Source organism: Peptostreptococcus faecalis (genome assembly GCF_900240845.1).
Lineage (GTDB): Bacteria > Bacillota > Clostridia > Peptostreptococcales > Peptostreptococcaceae > Peptostreptococcus > Peptostreptococcus faecalis.
Genome location: NZ_OERU01000001.1, coordinates 597,494 through 613,138 on the forward strand (window position 1 = coordinate 597,494; position 15,645 = coordinate 613,138).

15 protein-coding genes and 1 riboswitch are annotated in these 15,645 nt (G+C 30.4%); of the genes, 14 read left to right on the top strand and 1 reads right to left on the bottom strand.

Annotated elements, in window-relative coordinates; genetic code table 11:
* Nucleotide 1 precedes the first annotated feature (1 nt).
* The 3 genes from C0982_RS02800 (at nucleotide 2) to holA (ending at nucleotide 3,598) form a co-directional block, all read left to right on the top strand.
* Complete coding sequence (locus C0982_RS02800) at nucleotides 2–1,195, top strand: GNAT family N-acetyltransferase (protein ID WP_101772699.1); 1,194 nt, start codon at nucleotides 2–4, stop codon at nucleotides 1,193–1,195.
* Between the two features lie 68 nt (nucleotides 1,196–1,263).
* Complete coding sequence (locus tag C0982_RS02805; protein WP_180946848.1) at nucleotides 1,264–2,514, top strand: ComEC/Rec2 family competence protein; 1,251 nt, start codon at nucleotides 1,264–1,266, stop codon at nucleotides 2,512–2,514.
* A gap of 52 nt (nucleotides 2,515–2,566) precedes the next feature.
* A complete protein-coding gene (holA, locus tag C0982_RS02810; RefSeq protein WP_101772701.1) occupies nucleotides 2,567–3,598 on the top strand; it encodes a DNA polymerase III subunit delta in 1,032 nt (343 codons plus the stop codon).
* Between the two features lie 154 nt (nucleotides 3,599–3,752).
* On the opposite strand, the gene rpsT is transcribed toward holA, so the two are convergent.
* Nucleotides 3,753–4,019, bottom strand: a complete 267-nt coding sequence (gene rpsT / locus C0982_RS02815) for a 30S ribosomal protein S20 (protein ID WP_101772702.1) — start codon at nucleotides 4,017–4,019, stop codon at nucleotides 3,753–3,755.
* Nucleotides 4,020–4,220: 201 nt separating this feature from the next.
* Between rpsT and lepA the strand changes: the two genes are divergently transcribed.
* The 11 genes from lepA (at nucleotide 4,221) to grdA (ending at nucleotide 15,642) form a co-directional block, all read left to right on the top strand.
* On the top strand, nucleotides 4,221–6,026 hold the full coding sequence (gene lepA, locus C0982_RS02820; RefSeq protein ID WP_101772703.1) for a translation elongation factor 4: 1,806 nt from the start codon (nucleotides 4,221–4,223) through the stop codon (nucleotides 6,024–6,026).
* An 89-nt stretch (nucleotides 6,027–6,115) separates the two neighbouring features.
* Entirely contained in the window at nucleotides 6,116–7,360 is a 1,245-nt protein-coding gene (locus C0982_RS02825) for a CCA tRNA nucleotidyltransferase (protein WP_101772704.1), read from the top strand.
* A 28-nt stretch (nucleotides 7,361–7,388) separates the two neighbouring features.
* Complete coding sequence (locus C0982_RS02830) at nucleotides 7,389–8,249, top strand: nitroreductase family protein (RefSeq protein WP_101772705.1); 861 nt, start codon at nucleotides 7,389–7,391, stop codon at nucleotides 8,247–8,249.
* A gap of 70 nt (nucleotides 8,250–8,319) precedes the next feature.
* Nucleotides 8,320–9,453 carry a radical SAM family heme chaperone HemW gene (gene hemW / locus C0982_RS02835; protein WP_101772706.1) on the top strand — a complete coding sequence of 378 codons (1,134 nt, stop codon included), beginning with the start codon at nucleotides 8,320–8,322 and terminating at the stop codon, nucleotides 9,451–9,453.
* Nucleotides 9,454–9,604: 151 nt separating this feature from the next.
* Complete coding sequence (locus C0982_RS02840; RefSeq protein WP_242961482.1) at nucleotides 9,605–10,885, top strand: MATE family efflux transporter; 1,281 nt, start codon at nucleotides 9,605–9,607, stop codon at nucleotides 10,883–10,885.
* A 16-nt stretch (nucleotides 10,886–10,901) separates the two neighbouring features.
* Nucleotides 10,902–11,480 carry a cytidylate kinase-like family protein gene (locus tag C0982_RS02845; protein ID WP_101772708.1) on the top strand — a complete coding sequence of 193 codons (579 nt, stop codon included), beginning with the start codon at nucleotides 10,902–10,904 and terminating at the stop codon, nucleotides 11,478–11,480.
* A gap of 291 nt (nucleotides 11,481–11,771) precedes the next feature.
* Nucleotides 11,772–11,870: riboswitch (glycine riboswitch) on the top strand.
* 86 nt (nucleotides 11,871–11,956) lie between these two features.
* Nucleotides 11,957–12,334, top strand: coding sequence for a GrdX family protein (locus C0982_RS02850; RefSeq protein WP_101772709.1), 378 nt, complete (start codon nucleotides 11,957–11,959; stop codon nucleotides 12,332–12,334).
* 82 nt (nucleotides 12,335–12,416) lie between these two features.
* Nucleotides 12,417–13,358, top strand: coding sequence for a thioredoxin-disulfide reductase (gene trxB / locus C0982_RS02855; protein WP_101772710.1), 942 nt, complete (start codon nucleotides 12,417–12,419; stop codon nucleotides 13,356–13,358).
* Between the two features lie 85 nt (nucleotides 13,359–13,443).
* On the top strand, nucleotides 13,444–13,764 hold the full coding sequence (trxA, locus tag C0982_RS02860) for a thioredoxin TrxA (protein ID WP_101772711.1): 321 nt from the start codon (nucleotides 13,444–13,446) through the stop codon (nucleotides 13,762–13,764).
* A gap of 56 nt (nucleotides 13,765–13,820) precedes the next feature.
* A complete protein-coding gene (locus C0982_RS02865; protein WP_101772712.1) occupies nucleotides 13,821–15,107 on the top strand; it encodes a glycine/sarcosine/betaine reductase component B subunit in 1,287 nt (428 codons plus the stop codon).
* A 64-nt stretch (nucleotides 15,108–15,171) separates the two neighbouring features.
* On the top strand, nucleotides 15,172–15,642 hold the full coding sequence (gene grdA / locus C0982_RS02870; RefSeq protein WP_101772713.1) for a glycine/sarcosine/betaine reductase complex selenoprotein A: 471 nt from the start codon (nucleotides 15,172–15,174) through the stop codon (nucleotides 15,640–15,642).
* Nucleotides 15,643–15,645 lie beyond the last annotated feature (3 nt).

Genomic DNA, 15,645 nt, shown 5'->3' on the forward strand with positions numbered 1-15,645 from the left:
TATGAATATAAGACTTAGCAAAAAGGAAGATATGGAAAGTATTAGAAGTATTTGGGAATATTGTTTTGATGATACGGCTGAATACGTAAATTATTATTTCAGATATAAATTCAAACCAGAAAATACGGTAATTTTAGAAGATAAGAGAGAATTGATTGCATCTATTCAATTAAATCAACATAAAATTGTTGTGAATAATAAAGAGTTTGAAACTTCATATTTTGTAGGGGTTTCCACTATGCCGCAAGCTAGAGGAAAGGGTATAATGAGAGACCTGATGAAAGAGAGCTTATACGAAGTAAAAAAAAGAAAACAATCAGTTGCGATATTGATGCCAATTGACTTTAGACTATATACTAAGTATGGTTTTGAGAACTGTTACGATATTTTAGTTCAGAAGATGGATATATTTTCATTAGGAAAATATAGGGTAAAAGGTGAGTTTCTTAGAGCTGATTTAGATAATATATCTGATTTAGTGGATATATATGCTGAATGTATGAAAAGATACAACGGTTATGCAAAGAGAAATAAGAAATACTTTGAAGAATTATTAATTGAAATTTCAGAAGAAGGCGGATATATTTTTATAAACTATGAAGATAATATACCTCAAGGATATTTGGTATATTCTATAGAGAGTGGAAAAATGGTTGTTAGAGAAATATATTATAAAAATACTATTTCATATAATTCGATGTTGAAGTTTATATATAATCATAATACTCAGTGCTCTGAAGTTGAGTTAAATTCAAGCATTGATGATATGCTTAAACTTAGGATGGATAATCCAAAGGATGCAAAATTTGAGATAAGACCTTTTATGATGGCAAGAATTATAGATTTTGAAAAATTTATAGAAGAGATGTCTATAAGCGTCCATAAAGATTATGAAAACAAAGATGATTTATTAATTGAAATAGAAGATGATTATATAGAAGAAAATAAAGGAATTTTTAGAGCAACTTCCAAAGAAGGTAAATTAATTGTACGAAAAATAGAAGAAATCAACTCAAGTAAAGAGTTAAATGCAGATTTTAAATTTAACGTAAATGAGATGGTCGCAATCTTACTATCTTATTATTCAATAGATGATTTGATGTTTCTTAAATCTGAAGAGAATTTAAAGGTAGCTAGCTTTAAAAAGTTATTTAATATTAGTAAAAAAGTTAATCACATAAATGAATATGTATAAGAAATACCACCAACAGTGTTTGGTGGTATTTTTTATATTATTTTGTCTATATTATTAGGGTGATGAATATGAGAAGACCGGTTGTATTTTTTTTGATTTTTATCATAATATTAGCTTTTTTCAGCATTAACTTAGATTGTAAAAGCAAGTCGATAAAAGATTATAAAAAGATAGAGATAGAGGGGACTGTAAAGAACTATGAAAGAAAAGAAAAATACATAAAGTATTATATTGATAAAACTATGGTCGTTAGTTTTAAAAAAGTAGATAATAACATTAAAATTGGAGATAGAGTGAAAGTATTTGGAAAAGAAGAAAATCTGCATAATTTTTTTATTAAAGATTTTAATTACGGTAGACAATTGCTTTCAAAGGGAACAGAAAGGTACATAATACTAGATAAAATTAATATAGTGGGAAAAGACAAATTTTATACGGCTCTAGGTGGAATAAAGGAGAGAGCAATATCGATAAATAAGTACTTGTATAAAGAAAAATCCGATCTATTAAATGCTATTTTACTAGGAGAAAAATCAGGGATTGAAAAAGAAACTTATGATCTATTTTCTGACTCGGGAACAAGTCATATACTTGCTATATCAGGTCTACACATAACAATAATATGTTCTATTTTGATTTTACTGAAGGGGAGAGTCAACAGTGTTTCTAGCTTTATTGTACTCTCTCTGGTGCTTATACTATATAATATTATGGTTGGATCAGGAGCTTCAACTAGTAGAGCAGTTACTTTATCTATATTTTCTTTTTTTGTATTTTTTATTGATAAAAAAATAGATAAAATAACAACTTTATCTATAATAGCTATAACAATGATTATTTCAAATAAATATATTGTGTATAACATATCTTTTCAGCTCAGCTTTCTAGCAGTACTATCTTTAGTTGTATATACCAAGTATATAAAAATATTTTTATATTCAGATATACTGGCAAGTACGCTTTCTGCTAACATCTTGACTGCTCCTATTGTAGCTAATGTTTTTAAAACGTTTTCTATTGTAGGTATATTAGGTAATATAGTTGCAATACCTTTTATTGGAGTGATAATATTCTTGGATATTGCTAGTATAATTATTTTTTTTATAAATTTAAAATTTGCAATCTTTATAGCTGATATTAATTCTAGTATTTTTTCATTAATAATCTTTGCATTGGAACGCATAGGCGACTACGGTAAAAATAATATATATTTTTCTGGAAATATATTTAAATTTGTGGTAGTATATTACTCTATTGCCTTTATACTAGCATTAGTATTAGAAAGGTATATGATAAATAAAAATAAATTTAATATATAGTTATGCTATAATTAGTATTATATAGAGTCAGGTTCTAAAGTGGAGGAAATAGATGGAAAGAAAAGAATTGCTTAGCAAAATAGAAAATAAATCACTGGAAAATATATATTTAGTATATGGAAAAGAGTCATTGCTAATTAGAGAAATAGAAGAGGTCTTTAAAACTTTGGCAGATCCATCTGTAATGGATTTTAACATGACTGTAGTAGATGGAAAAGAAACTAATTTGGAAGAGCTAAGATCTGCAATAGAGACATTACCTTTTATGGATGAAAAGAGATACGTCATAATAAAAGATTTTGAATTACTTAAAGGAAAGCGAAAAAACTTTTCTGAATCTGATGAAAAAGAGTTTGTGGAAATAATTAAATCGATATCTAAGACTACTGTTTTAGTGTTTTTGACATATGGAGAAATTGATAAGAAAAAAAGTGTATATAAAAGCATTGAAAAAAATGGAGTGGTGTCAGAATTTAAAAAGCTTGATGATTTATCACTTTTATCATGGTGCAAAGAAGAATTTATAAAAAGAAATGCTGAGATTTCGAATTCTGATGTAACATATTTAATAGAACTTTCTGGCTATAGAGATAGAACCTCTGAAATAACTCTTTCTGATCTAGAAAATGATATAGAAAAGATATCTTCTTATGTAGGGAAGGGAAATTCTGTAACTAAAAATGATATAAATACGCTTCTACATTCAAAAAGTGAGAATGATATATTTCAGCTTATTGACATGATTGGAAGTAAAAATTCAAAAAGGTCTATGAAAATTCTTCTAGACATGTTAGATGGAGGAGAGTCCGTACTAGGTATATTTGCTATGCTCTCTAGACAATTCAATCAGATCTTACAGGTCAAGTATCTTCAAGAAGATAAACTTCCACACAACTTGATTAAAAGCACTTTAAAAATGCATCCATACACTTTTAACAAGGTGGTAAGGCAAGTTAAAAACTACGATGAAAAAAGCATAATAAGTCTTTTGAATTATATATCTGATTCTGATTATAAAATAAAAAATGGATTAATAGATGATAGGTTGGCAGTAGAAATTTTGATCACAAAGTATTGTGTATAGACATTTAAACAGAGTAAATAATGAAAAAAATAGCTCCCATAATGGGAGCCGATTTTTTATCTAGTATTTTCAAACGTTTGACACACAAGATATTATCTATAAATTGCAATGTCACAATTATAAACGATGTCCGTCGACATCGTATTATTCATTATTAAGCGTTAATAGTGTTAAGTTTACTAGCTAATTTAGAAACTTTTCTACTAGCGGCGTTTTTGTGAATAGTACCCTTAGAAGCAACCTGATATATCTTCTTCTGAGCAGATTGGAATTTTTCCATAGCATCTTCCTTGTTTCCAGCAGCTACAGCTTCATCAAATCTTTTTATAGCAGTTTTTATCTGAGATCTTCTAACTCTGTTTAAAGCAGTCTTCTTTTCAATAACACCGATTCTTTTCTTAGCAGATTTAATATTTGCCATCAATTTCACCTCCTCATACAAGACTTTTCAATTCATAATCAACAAGCTTTATTTTAACAGATATAAATAAAAAAATCAATAAAAATATTATTTTTATCAAAAAAAATATAATTTTTCAATACTATATTTACGTTAAAGGTATTTTGAAGTAAAATATAGTATGTATATTTATGTAGATTTTGATTAGAAGGAGGACTTTCATTGGAAAATAGACAAAGCAAAACTAGGAATTTTAGTATTATTGCACATATAGATCATGGAAAATCGACATTAGCTGATAGATTGATTCAAAATACTGGATTGGTTTCAGAAAGAGAAATGAAATCTCAGCTATTAGATAATATGGACCTAGAACGTGAAAGAGGTATTACAATAAAGCTTCAAAACGTGAGATTAAAGTATAAGGCAAATGATGGTGAAGTATACTATCTAAATTTGATAGACACGCCTGGTCACGTAGACTTTAACTATGAAGTTTCGAGGAGTTTGGCAGCTTGTGAAGGAGCTTTATTAGTAGTTGATGCAGCGCAGGGAGTAGAAGCGCAAACTCTAGCAAATGTATATTTAGCATTAGAGCAGGATTTAGAAATTGTACCTGTAATAAATAAAATAGATTTGCCAAGTGCAAGACCAGAAGAGGTAAAGACAGAAATAGAAGATTTAATAGGTATAGATAGTAGTGAAGCACCTCTTATCTCTGCAAAAAATGGAATTAATATAGAGGATGTATTAGAATCTATAGTTAAAAATGTACCTGCGCCTCAGGGAGATACAGAGAAACCTTTAAAAGCTCTAGTTTTTGACTCATATTACGATGCATATAAAGGTGTAGTGGCATATGTTCGTGTGTATGATGGAGTAGTTAAAAAGGGAATGACTATCGAGTTGATGAATAGCAAGAAGAAGTTTGAGGTTACTGAAGTCGGTGTTATGGCACCAAATCCTACAGAACTTGAAGATCTTAGTGCAGGAGATGTTGGGTATATAGCGGCAAGTATCAAAGACATAAGAAGCTGCCGTGTAGGAGATACAATAACTGATGCTGAAAACAAAACATCAGAAGCTCTTCCAGGGTACAAAAAGGCAACGCCTATGGTTTATTGTGGCGTATACCCTGCAGAAGGGGAAAAATATGAAAACGTAAGAGATGCCTTAGAAAAATTACAAATAAATGATGCAGCATTGGAATTCGAATCAGAATCATCTGCAGCTTTGGGATTCGGTTTTAGATGTGGATTTTTAGGGCTTTTGCATATGGAAATAATACAGGAAAGACTTGAAAGAGAGTTTGACCTAAATATTATAACAACTGCACCATCTGTAATATACAGAGTTACCAAAAATGATGGTGAAGTTTTGATGATACAAAACCCTGCAAATTTACCAGCACCTACAGAAATTAGAACTATTGAAGAACCTATCGTGAATAGTGATATAATAGTTCCTAAGGATTATGTAGGCGTAGTAATGGAACTTTGCCAAGAGAGACGAGGAACTATGAAAGATATGGAATATCTAGATGACATTAGAGTAATGTTGCATTATGAACTTCCATTAAATGAAGTAATATATGATTTCTTTGATGCTTTGAAGTCAAGAACAAGAGGATATGGTTCAATAGACTATGAAGTAAAGGGGTACGTAGTCTCTGATTTGGTTAAAATGGATATTTTAATAAATAAGGAACAAGTCGATGCCTTAAGCTTTATAATACATGAAAGCAGAGCATATGTAAGAGGAAAAGCAATGTGTGAAAAGCTAAAAGAAGAAATTCCAAGACACCAATTCCCAGTGCCTATACAAGCGGCTGTTGGTAATAAAATAGTTGCTAGAGAAACTATTGCAGCTTACAGAAAAGACGTACTTGCAAAATGTTACGGAGGAGATATTTCTAGAAAAAGAAAGCTTCTTGAAAAGCAAAAAGAAGGTAAAAAGAGAATGCGTCAGATTGGAAATGTTGAAGTTCCACAAAAAGCATTTATGTCTGTACTTAAATTGGATGACTAATTTATCCTATACATGCAAATATATGGGCTGAACTTAATAATAGTTCAGCCTGTATTGTAGACAGCGATATAGACATTGGAGGAGTTACCATGAAATTAGTCATAGATAGTGGCGCAAAAGAAATAATTAGAAAAATAGAGTTAAATGGGTATGAAGCCTTTATAGTAGGTGGATGTGTAAGGGATATTATCATGTCAAAAACACCGAATGACTGGGATATTACTACGAGTGCTTTACCGGAAGATATAATAAATATATTTGAAAAAACAATTCCGACTGGATTAAAGCATGGAACGGTTACTGTTTTGTTTGGAAGTTCACACTATGAGGTGACAACATATAGAATCGATGGAGAATATGTTGATATGAGGCATCCGGAACATGTGGAATATAGTAAAAACATAATAGATGATTTATCAAGAAGAGATTTTACAATAAATGCTATGGCATATAATGAAGAAATAGGATTAATCGATAAATTTAATGGTGTAGAAGATATCAATAAACGTTTGGTTAGATGTGTAGGAAATCCAGATATGAGATTTGATGAAGATGCACTAAGGATTTTGAGAGCAATAAGGTTTTCTGCAAAATTAAATTTTGATATCGAGGAAAATACATATAAATCTATAGCTAGCAAAGCTAATAATTTAAAAAAAGTTTCATTTGAAAGAATTAACAGTGAACTAGAAGGTATTATAAAATATTCTCCAGATCGTCTATGCATTTTAGATAACATAGGTGTGTCAAAGTGGTTATTTAATGGATATATATTTAGAAAAGATGAATTAGAATTGTCAAAAAAAATCGACTATATACCATGTGAATATCAAGAAAGTTATGCACAATCAGCAAAAAAAGCAATGATTTTTAATAGAATGGACACGGAATCTTTGACTAAGATGTTAAAAGCACTTAGATATTCGAGCAAGGAAATTTTATATACACAAAAAGTACATAGCTTATTAATTAATGAAAGTTTTGATAATATATTAAATGAAAAAATAAGTTATTTTGATTTAAAAATTGAAATAAAAAATATAATTAGTAGTATAGGAAACATAGATTTATCTAAATACGCTATATATTCTAAATTTATTATTAAATATAAAAATCCGAGTGTATGTTTTGATGTATTTAATGATATAATAGATAAAGGAGAGGCCTACTTAGTTTCTCATTTAAAAATAAATGGAAGAGATCTCTTAGAAAACGATATCGCTTGTGGCAAAAAAATAGGATATGTACTAGAAAAATTATTGGAACATATAATATATAATCCACAAGATAATAAAAAAGAGATATTACTGAATTTGTCTAAAAAAATCAAATAAAATAAATACGGTATTATGGAGGTAAATTATGAATTATAAGTCTTTAATTATGGAAGGAAAATCTGTAAGACATTTTAAAGAAACGCCTATTGATGCAAAAATACTTTCTGAAATTGAACAATATCTATTAGAATGTAAGAAACTAATTCCATCAATTGAAGTTGAAGCAAGATTTTTTGCAGGAGATGATAACTATAAGAGATTATATGGAGTTGCAGGATATCAAGGTGTAATGATTGAAGCACCTACTTATTTAGTTCTTATATCAGAAGATAAACCTCATCATCTTGAAAACGCAGGATATCTTGGAGAAAGAGCTAGATTAAAAGCAAGTGATTTAGGTCTTTCAAGCTGTTGGGTAACATATTCTGATAGAAACATGGTTAAAAATGTTTTAGGAATTGAAACTGATAGAGAAGTAGTAGCAATAATAGCATTAGGTTATGGATCAAAAGAAAAGCAAATTGAAAACACTGCTAAAACTGGAGATAACTATTCAAAATCAAATCTTTCAGTTACTAAGAGTTCGACTGAAAGAATACCGCTAGAAAAAATGGTATTTATTGATAAATGGGGAAATTCAGCGGATACAGATACTTTAAGTGAAAGAGCTTTACTTGATGCTTTTTCATATGCAAGAATGGCTCCATCAGCACTAAACAAGCAACCTTGGAGATACATTGTAGATGGCGGTAAGGTTATACTAGTACTTGATAATGAAGAGTACTGCGGATCTTATACAAATAAGATAGATGCAGGGATTGCAATGCTTTATTTTGGAGTAATACTTGATGTAACAATGTTTGATTCAAAATGGGGATTTGATAATCTTGATAAGGATTACGGAATACCATCTAACTTTACAGTAATAGGATACTGTAATATATAATAGTATAGCAATTTTATTATCAAAAGCTGTTGTAATTACAATAGCTTTTGATTTTTTATGAGGTGATAAAATGAAAGAAAAAGGTGTATATATACACATTCCTTTTTGTGTAAGTAAGTGCCAATATTGTGATTTTACGTCTTATGTTTCTAATATTGAACAAATTGACAAATACTTGGTGTACCTAGAAAAAGAAATTGAGAAATATAATATAAAAAAGGAAGAAATTAAAACCATATTTATCGGAGGAGGAACTCCTACAATACTTAATGAAAAACAACTGATAAAATTAATGGACATTGTAAAGAATAATATTAATTTAGAAAACGTGTCTGAATATACGGTAGAGTCTAATCCTGGTACTTTGGATATAGAAAAGCTGACAATAATGAAAGAAAATGGAGTAAATAGAATAAGTATTGGACTTCAGGCAAAACAAAAAAATCATCTAGATTTTATGGGGAGAATCCATAGTTTAGAAGATTTTGAAGATAGTTACAAAAATGCAAGAGAGGTTGGATTTAAAAATATCAATGTTGATTTAATATTTGCTTTTTCTGGACAGAGCGAAGATGATTGGAAGGAAACTCTTGAATATGTTGTAAAATTGGATCCGGAACACATTTCTACATATTCTCTAATAATAGAGGAAGAAACTCCTTTTTTTGAAATGTTAAATAGAGGCGAAATAGAAGAAACTACTGATGAAAATTACCTCAATATGTATAGATATACTGTAAAGTATTTGGAATCACATGGATTAAATCAATATGAAATATCTAATTTTTCAGAAGAAGGGTATGAATGCAAGCATAATTTATTTTACTGGGAAGGTAACGAATATTTTGGATTTGGATGCAGCTCTTCGGGATATCTAAATGGAGAAAGATATACAAATATTAAAAACCTTAGTCAGTACTATGAAAAAATAGATTTTGATGAATATCCGATAGATTTTATAGAAAAACTGACAGATATTGATAGATTCAATGAGTATATAATGTTGGGGCTTAGAAAAAATGAAGGAATCCAATTAGATGAGATAAGGGAATACTTGGATAAGAATCAATATAGAGATATAGTTGGTAAAATTCAAGATTTAAGTGAAAGGCAATATGTTAATTTCAATAATGAAAATAGAATAAGTCTAACTCAAACTGGTAGGGAAGTATCTAATTCTATTATTACAGAGCTTATGATCTAATAGGTATAAATTTTTCTTTAGAAACTATATGCATATTAGAACAGTTTGAGAATCAGGGTACATTTTGATTGCCTAATTTTATAATAAGGTGAAAGGATGGGAATTAGAAATGGAAAAAAGGGAATATAGCCAACAGTTTAAAAATTATATAATGATAAACGTGATTGCCATGCTAGGTATATCGTGTTGTATACTAGCAGATACGTTTTTTATATCAAAGGGGTTAGGTGCTGATGGTGTGGCTGCATTGAATTTAGCTATACCTATATTTAGCCTTATTAATGCAAGTGGATTGATGCTAGGAATGGGGGGCGCAACAAAATACAGCATTTATAACGCTCAAAATGAGAAAGAACTTTCAAAGAAAATTTTTACAAATACAATATATATTGCTGCTACAGTATCAGTAGTTTTTATTTTGTTAGGATTGCTCTTTTCAAATAATATATCATATCTTTTAGGGGCAAATGCTGAGGTATTCGACATGACAAATATATACCTAAAGGTTGCATTATTATTTGCTCCTGCATTTATTATGAATCATATATTTATGTGTTTTATAAGAAATGATGGGAATCCAAAGTTGGCGATGACGGCTTCTTTAATAGGTAATTTTTCGAATATATTTTTAGATTGGTTATTTATTTTTCCTTTTGGTATGGGAATGTTTGGAGCTATTTTTGCAACGGGGTTAGCTCCAGTTATTAGCATATTATTTATGTTGTCTCAAACAATAAAATCCAGTAAAAAAATTGAGTTTGAAGTTGTAAATCCTCAAAGATCTATGATAAGAAATGTGTTTACACTAGGGTTTCCGTCATTTGTAGTTGAAATATCTTCAGGTATAGTAATAGTGATTTTTAACATTCTAATTCTAAACATATCCGGTAATGTTGGAGTTGCGGCTTATGGGATTATAGCAAATTTATCATTGGTTGTAATCGCAGTATTTACAGGTATTGCTCAAGGTATGCAACCTATTACAAGTAAAGCATATGGAGAAGGTAAGATTCATATATCAAAATATATATTTAAAAAAGCAGTTATTATATCAGGAATTGCAGCATTGGGTATATATATAGTTGTATTTTTATTTGCGGATTCTATCGCATCTGTATTTAACAATGAAAATAACCAAGTTTTACAGGGTATAGCTACAAATGGTTTACGTTTATACTTTATTGGAATTCTTTTTGCAGGCATCAATATAGTTATGTCAATGTTTTGTACATCGATAGAAAAAATAATACCAGCTCATGTAATAACTTTACTAAGAGGGATTATTGTTATTGTTCCATCTGCAATTATTCTTTCAAAGTTATTGGGATTAAATGGTGTATGGATAGCATTTCCAACAACGGAAATAATTGTATTGGTTATAGGGATATGTATGTACAAAAAAATAATTGCTAAGAATAAAAACTTAAGTTAGATTGGAGGGAAAATAGATGAAGAATAGAGTAATTACAATAAGTCGTGAATTTGGTAGTGGAGGACGTTCAATAGGCAAAGAAGTAGCAAAAAGACTTGGAATACCTTGCTACGATAGTACACTAGTACATAAAATTGCTGAGGAAAGTGGATTTGCTGAAAATTATATTAAAAATTCAGGAGAAGATGCACCGACAAGATTCTTGGGTCTCACTTTATATAACTACTCTTTTGGAAGTCGCAATATGGATTTGCTATGGAAAGTTCAGCAAAAAGTAATTATGGATCTAGCAGAAAAAGGACCTTGTATCATTGTGGGTAGATGTGCAGATCATATACTGAGAGAAAAAGCAGATTGCTTAAAAGTATTTATACATGCGGATATGGAATATAGATCAAAACGAATCGTAGAAAAATATGGCGAAAGAGATGACTCTCCAGAAAAACGATTAAGGGATAAAGATAAAAAACGTGCTGCATATCACAATTTTTATACAGATAAGCAGTGGGGAGAATCAAAAAACTATCACGTTGTTTTAAATAGTGGAGAACTTGGAATTGAAAAATGCGTGGAAGTAATTAGGCTCTTGTATTAATAAGATTTTCGAATTAAATATTTATAGTTTTAACTGAATAAATGTTTGATTTCAATGATGTTATAGAGTTAAACATAAAGAACTAACTTTAAAAAATAATATTGTTAGGGGAAAATCAACATATAAATTGATGGATTTTGCTTTGATATTCTGATTCTGTTTTATAAAAAAAGTATTCATAAAAAAAAGAATTAATATTTTTTTTAGAAAATTGTTGCTTTTTTATAAAGAGTGATATATAATTAACCTATAGAAAGAAACAGAGATATTCAAAAAAGCAATAATCAACGGATGATAATCTTGTGAGAGTGCCATTAGCCACCGAAGGGACAAGCAATGTTATGTCAAAAGCATTGTGAAATTCTCAGGTACAGAGAGCAAGATTTGACGTTTCCTGGAAGTTATGACAGGAGATACAAAGGACGACTTTGTATCTCCTTTTTTGTTTTTATAAAAATTGGATATGGAGACTTAATATGATTTTATTAACTAATAATGCGAAGTTTTTGGATGAGGAAAGAAACTTATTTGTTAAAAAAATAACTTTAGAATTTCTTGAAGAGGACTATATCGGAGTATTAAAAGAAGCAAGAAAACTAATACACCAAGGTTTTGAATTATTAACACATCCATTATACGGAAGTATAAAGCCAAATGAAACATTATACAGAAGTTTGGTGTTAAAAGAAGGAAAAGAAGTTGACGTAATGTCGCTCAACATCATTGAAGATTCAATAAATACTGCAACTAAATTTATTGAAAACAAAAGCACTCCTCAATGGACTAATGAAATAAAAGAAGATTTTAAATTGATAGATTATGACATAATAAGCCAAACCATATGTAGAATTTGAAAATAGTGCAGACTGTATTTATCAGTTAGTAATTGTAATAATTTACATTTATTAATATATCTTGAAAAATTTGGAGGTAGAAATGGAAAACATTTATGATGTACTCATTATAGGAGGAGGTCCAGCAGGATTATCTGCAGGTCTATATGCTTCTAGAGGTAAGTTGAAAACTCTTATATTAGAGAAAGAAAAAAATGGTGGACAAATAGTAATAACACATCAAGTTGACAATTATCCAGGGTCTGTAGAGAGTGCAAGTGGGCCATCACTTACAGCTCGTATGGTACAACAGGCAAAAAGTTTTGGTTGTGAAATTGAAAAGGGTGAAGTTACAAGTTTTGATTTTGCTGACAAGATCAAAGTAGTAAATACTGCTTCTAAAACATACAAGGCGAGAACCGTAATTATTGCAACTGGAGAAAATCCTAGAAAAATGGGATGCCCAGGTGAAACAAAGTTGATTGGGAAAGGGGTTTCATATTGTGCAACTTGTGATGCAGATTTCTTTGAAGACTTTGAAGTTTTCGTAATAGGTGGAGGAGATAGCGCAATAGAAGAAGCAATCTATCTAACTAAATTTGCAAGAAAAGTAACAATAGTTCACAGAAGACAAGGATTTAGATGCACAATGACTGCATTAGAAAAAGCAAAAGAAAATCCTAAGATAGAATTTTTACTAGATACAGTAGTTGAAGAAGTAAAAGGCGATGGAATATTAGAATCAATAGTCTTTAAAAATAAAATTACCGGTGAAATAACTGAATACTTCGCAGATGAAGAAGATGGAACATTTGGATGCTTTGTGTTTATAGGTAGTGTTCCTCAGACAGAAGTTTTTAAAGATGTCATAGAGTGCGATGAATCAGGATATTTTACAGCAGGTGAAAGCACTGAAACAAATGTAGAAGGTGTCTTTGTGGCTGGAGATTGTAGAAAAAAAGAAGTTCGCCAGGTTGTAACAGCAACAGGCGATGGTTGTACAGCAGCAGTAATGGCAGAAAGATATATTTCAAGAAGTTTTTAATTTATAGTTTAGTTATGAAGTTCAATTAAGTTTTTAAAGAATTATATTTTAATATAATCTTAAAATAAAAAATGGAGGTATTAACATGCTTGAGTTAACAAAAGAAAGTTTTGAAACAGAAGTTCTAAAGGGTGAAGGCTATATATTTGTTGATTTTTGGAGTCAGGGATGCGAACCTTGTAAGGCTCTAATGCCAGAAGTTCATGAATTAGCAGAAAAGTATGGGGATAAAATTAAATTTTGCTCAATGGACACAACAAAGGCAAGAAGACTTGCTATAAAACAAAAGGTGCTTGGTCTTCCAACTTTGACAATGTACAAAGATGGTGAAAAGGCTGATGAAATAACTAAAGATGACGCAACTATTGAAAATATTGAGTCAATGATAAAGAAGTATTACGAATAATATATAAAAAAACAATTAAATACTAGTTATTTAAATTACTTTATAGGAGGAAATTTATGCGTCTTGAAATAGGAAAAATATTTATAAAAGACATCCAGTTTTCTAATGAAACAAAGATTGAAAAAGGTGTCTTATACATCGAAAAAGATGAGATGAAAAAAGCTATTTTAGATGATGAACACATTGAATCAGTAGATTTTGATGTGGCAAGACCAGGAGAAAGCATCAGAATAACTCCAGTTAAAGATGTAATCGAACCTAGAGTCAAGGTAGAAGGCAGGGGCGGAATTTTTCCAGGTGTGATGTCAAAAGTGGACACTGTAGGAGAAGGTAGAACTCATGTCTTAAAAGGAATGGCCGTTGTTACTACTGGTAAAATAGTAGGTTTTCAAGAGGGTATTATTGATATGACAGGACCAGGAGCAGAATACACTCCTTTTTCAAAAATGATAAACCTTGTAATTACAGCAGAGCCTAAAGAAGGTGTAACTCAGTATGAGCATGAAAGATCAGTTAGAATGATTGGACTAAAAGCAGCTACATACTTAGGAGAGTTAGGAAGAAGCCTTGAAGCAGACGAAGTATCTGTATTTGAAACAAAACCAATTTTGGAACAAATTTCTCAATATCCTGAGCTACCAAAAGTAGGATATGTGTACATGCTTCAAACTCAAGGGCTATTACATGATACATATGTATACGGTGTAGATGCTAAACAAATTGTTCCTACAATTTTGTATCCTACTGAAGTTATGGATGGAGCTATTTTATCAGGAAACTGTGTTTCAGCATGTGATAAAAATCCAACATATGTACACCAAAATAATGGAGTAATTGAAGAACTATATGCAGAACATGGAAAATCATTGAATTTTATGGGCGTAATAATAACTAATGAAAACGTTTATTTAGCTGATAAAGAAAGATCTTCAAACTGGACTGCTAAGCTTTGTAAACAACTTGGGCTTGATGCAGTAATAATATCACAAGAAGGTTTTGGAAATCCTGATACAGATTTAATTATGAACTGTAAAAAGATTGAAAGCGAAGGAATAAAGACTGTTATTGTTACAGATGAATACGCAGGTAGAGATGGAGCGTCTCAATCACTAGCTGATGCGGATCCAAAGGCGGATGCGGTAGTAACTGGTGGAAATGCAAACCAATATGTTGTTTTACCAAAACTTGATAAAGTAATAGGACATATAAATTATGTAACTACAATTGCCGGTGGTAATGATCACTCAATTAGAGAAGATGGATCACTAGAAGTAGAAATACAGTGTATTACTGGAGCAACAAATGAAACAGGGTTTGGATATTTGTCTGCAAAAACATACTAGGATAAATATTAGATAGAAATTTTAGAAATTAAAAAATATTATATAACATTGAAAGGATAATGATATGGGAACTTTAAAAGATAAAAAAGTTTTGATTATCGGAGATAGAGATGGTATACCAGGACCAGCTATCGAAGAGTGTATAAAAACAGTCGAAGGAGCAGAGGTTGTATTCTCATCTACAGAATGCTTTGTCTGAACGGCTGCAGGGGCTATGGATCTAGAAAACCAGAAGAGAGTAAAAGAAGCAGCCGAAAAATTCGGAGCTGAAAACGTAGTGGTTATTCTAGGTGCAGCAGAAGCCGAAGCTGCTGGGATTGCAGCTGAGACAGTAACAGCAGGGGACCCAACATTTGCGGGACCACTAGCTGGAGTAGAATTAGGATTAAAAGCATACCATGTAATAGAAGATGAAATTAAAGAACAATTTGACGAAAATACTTATGATGAACAGATTAGTATGATGGAAATGGTTCTTGATAAAGATGAAATTGTGGATGAAATGTCAGAAATTAGAGAAGAGTTTTCCAATTAATAA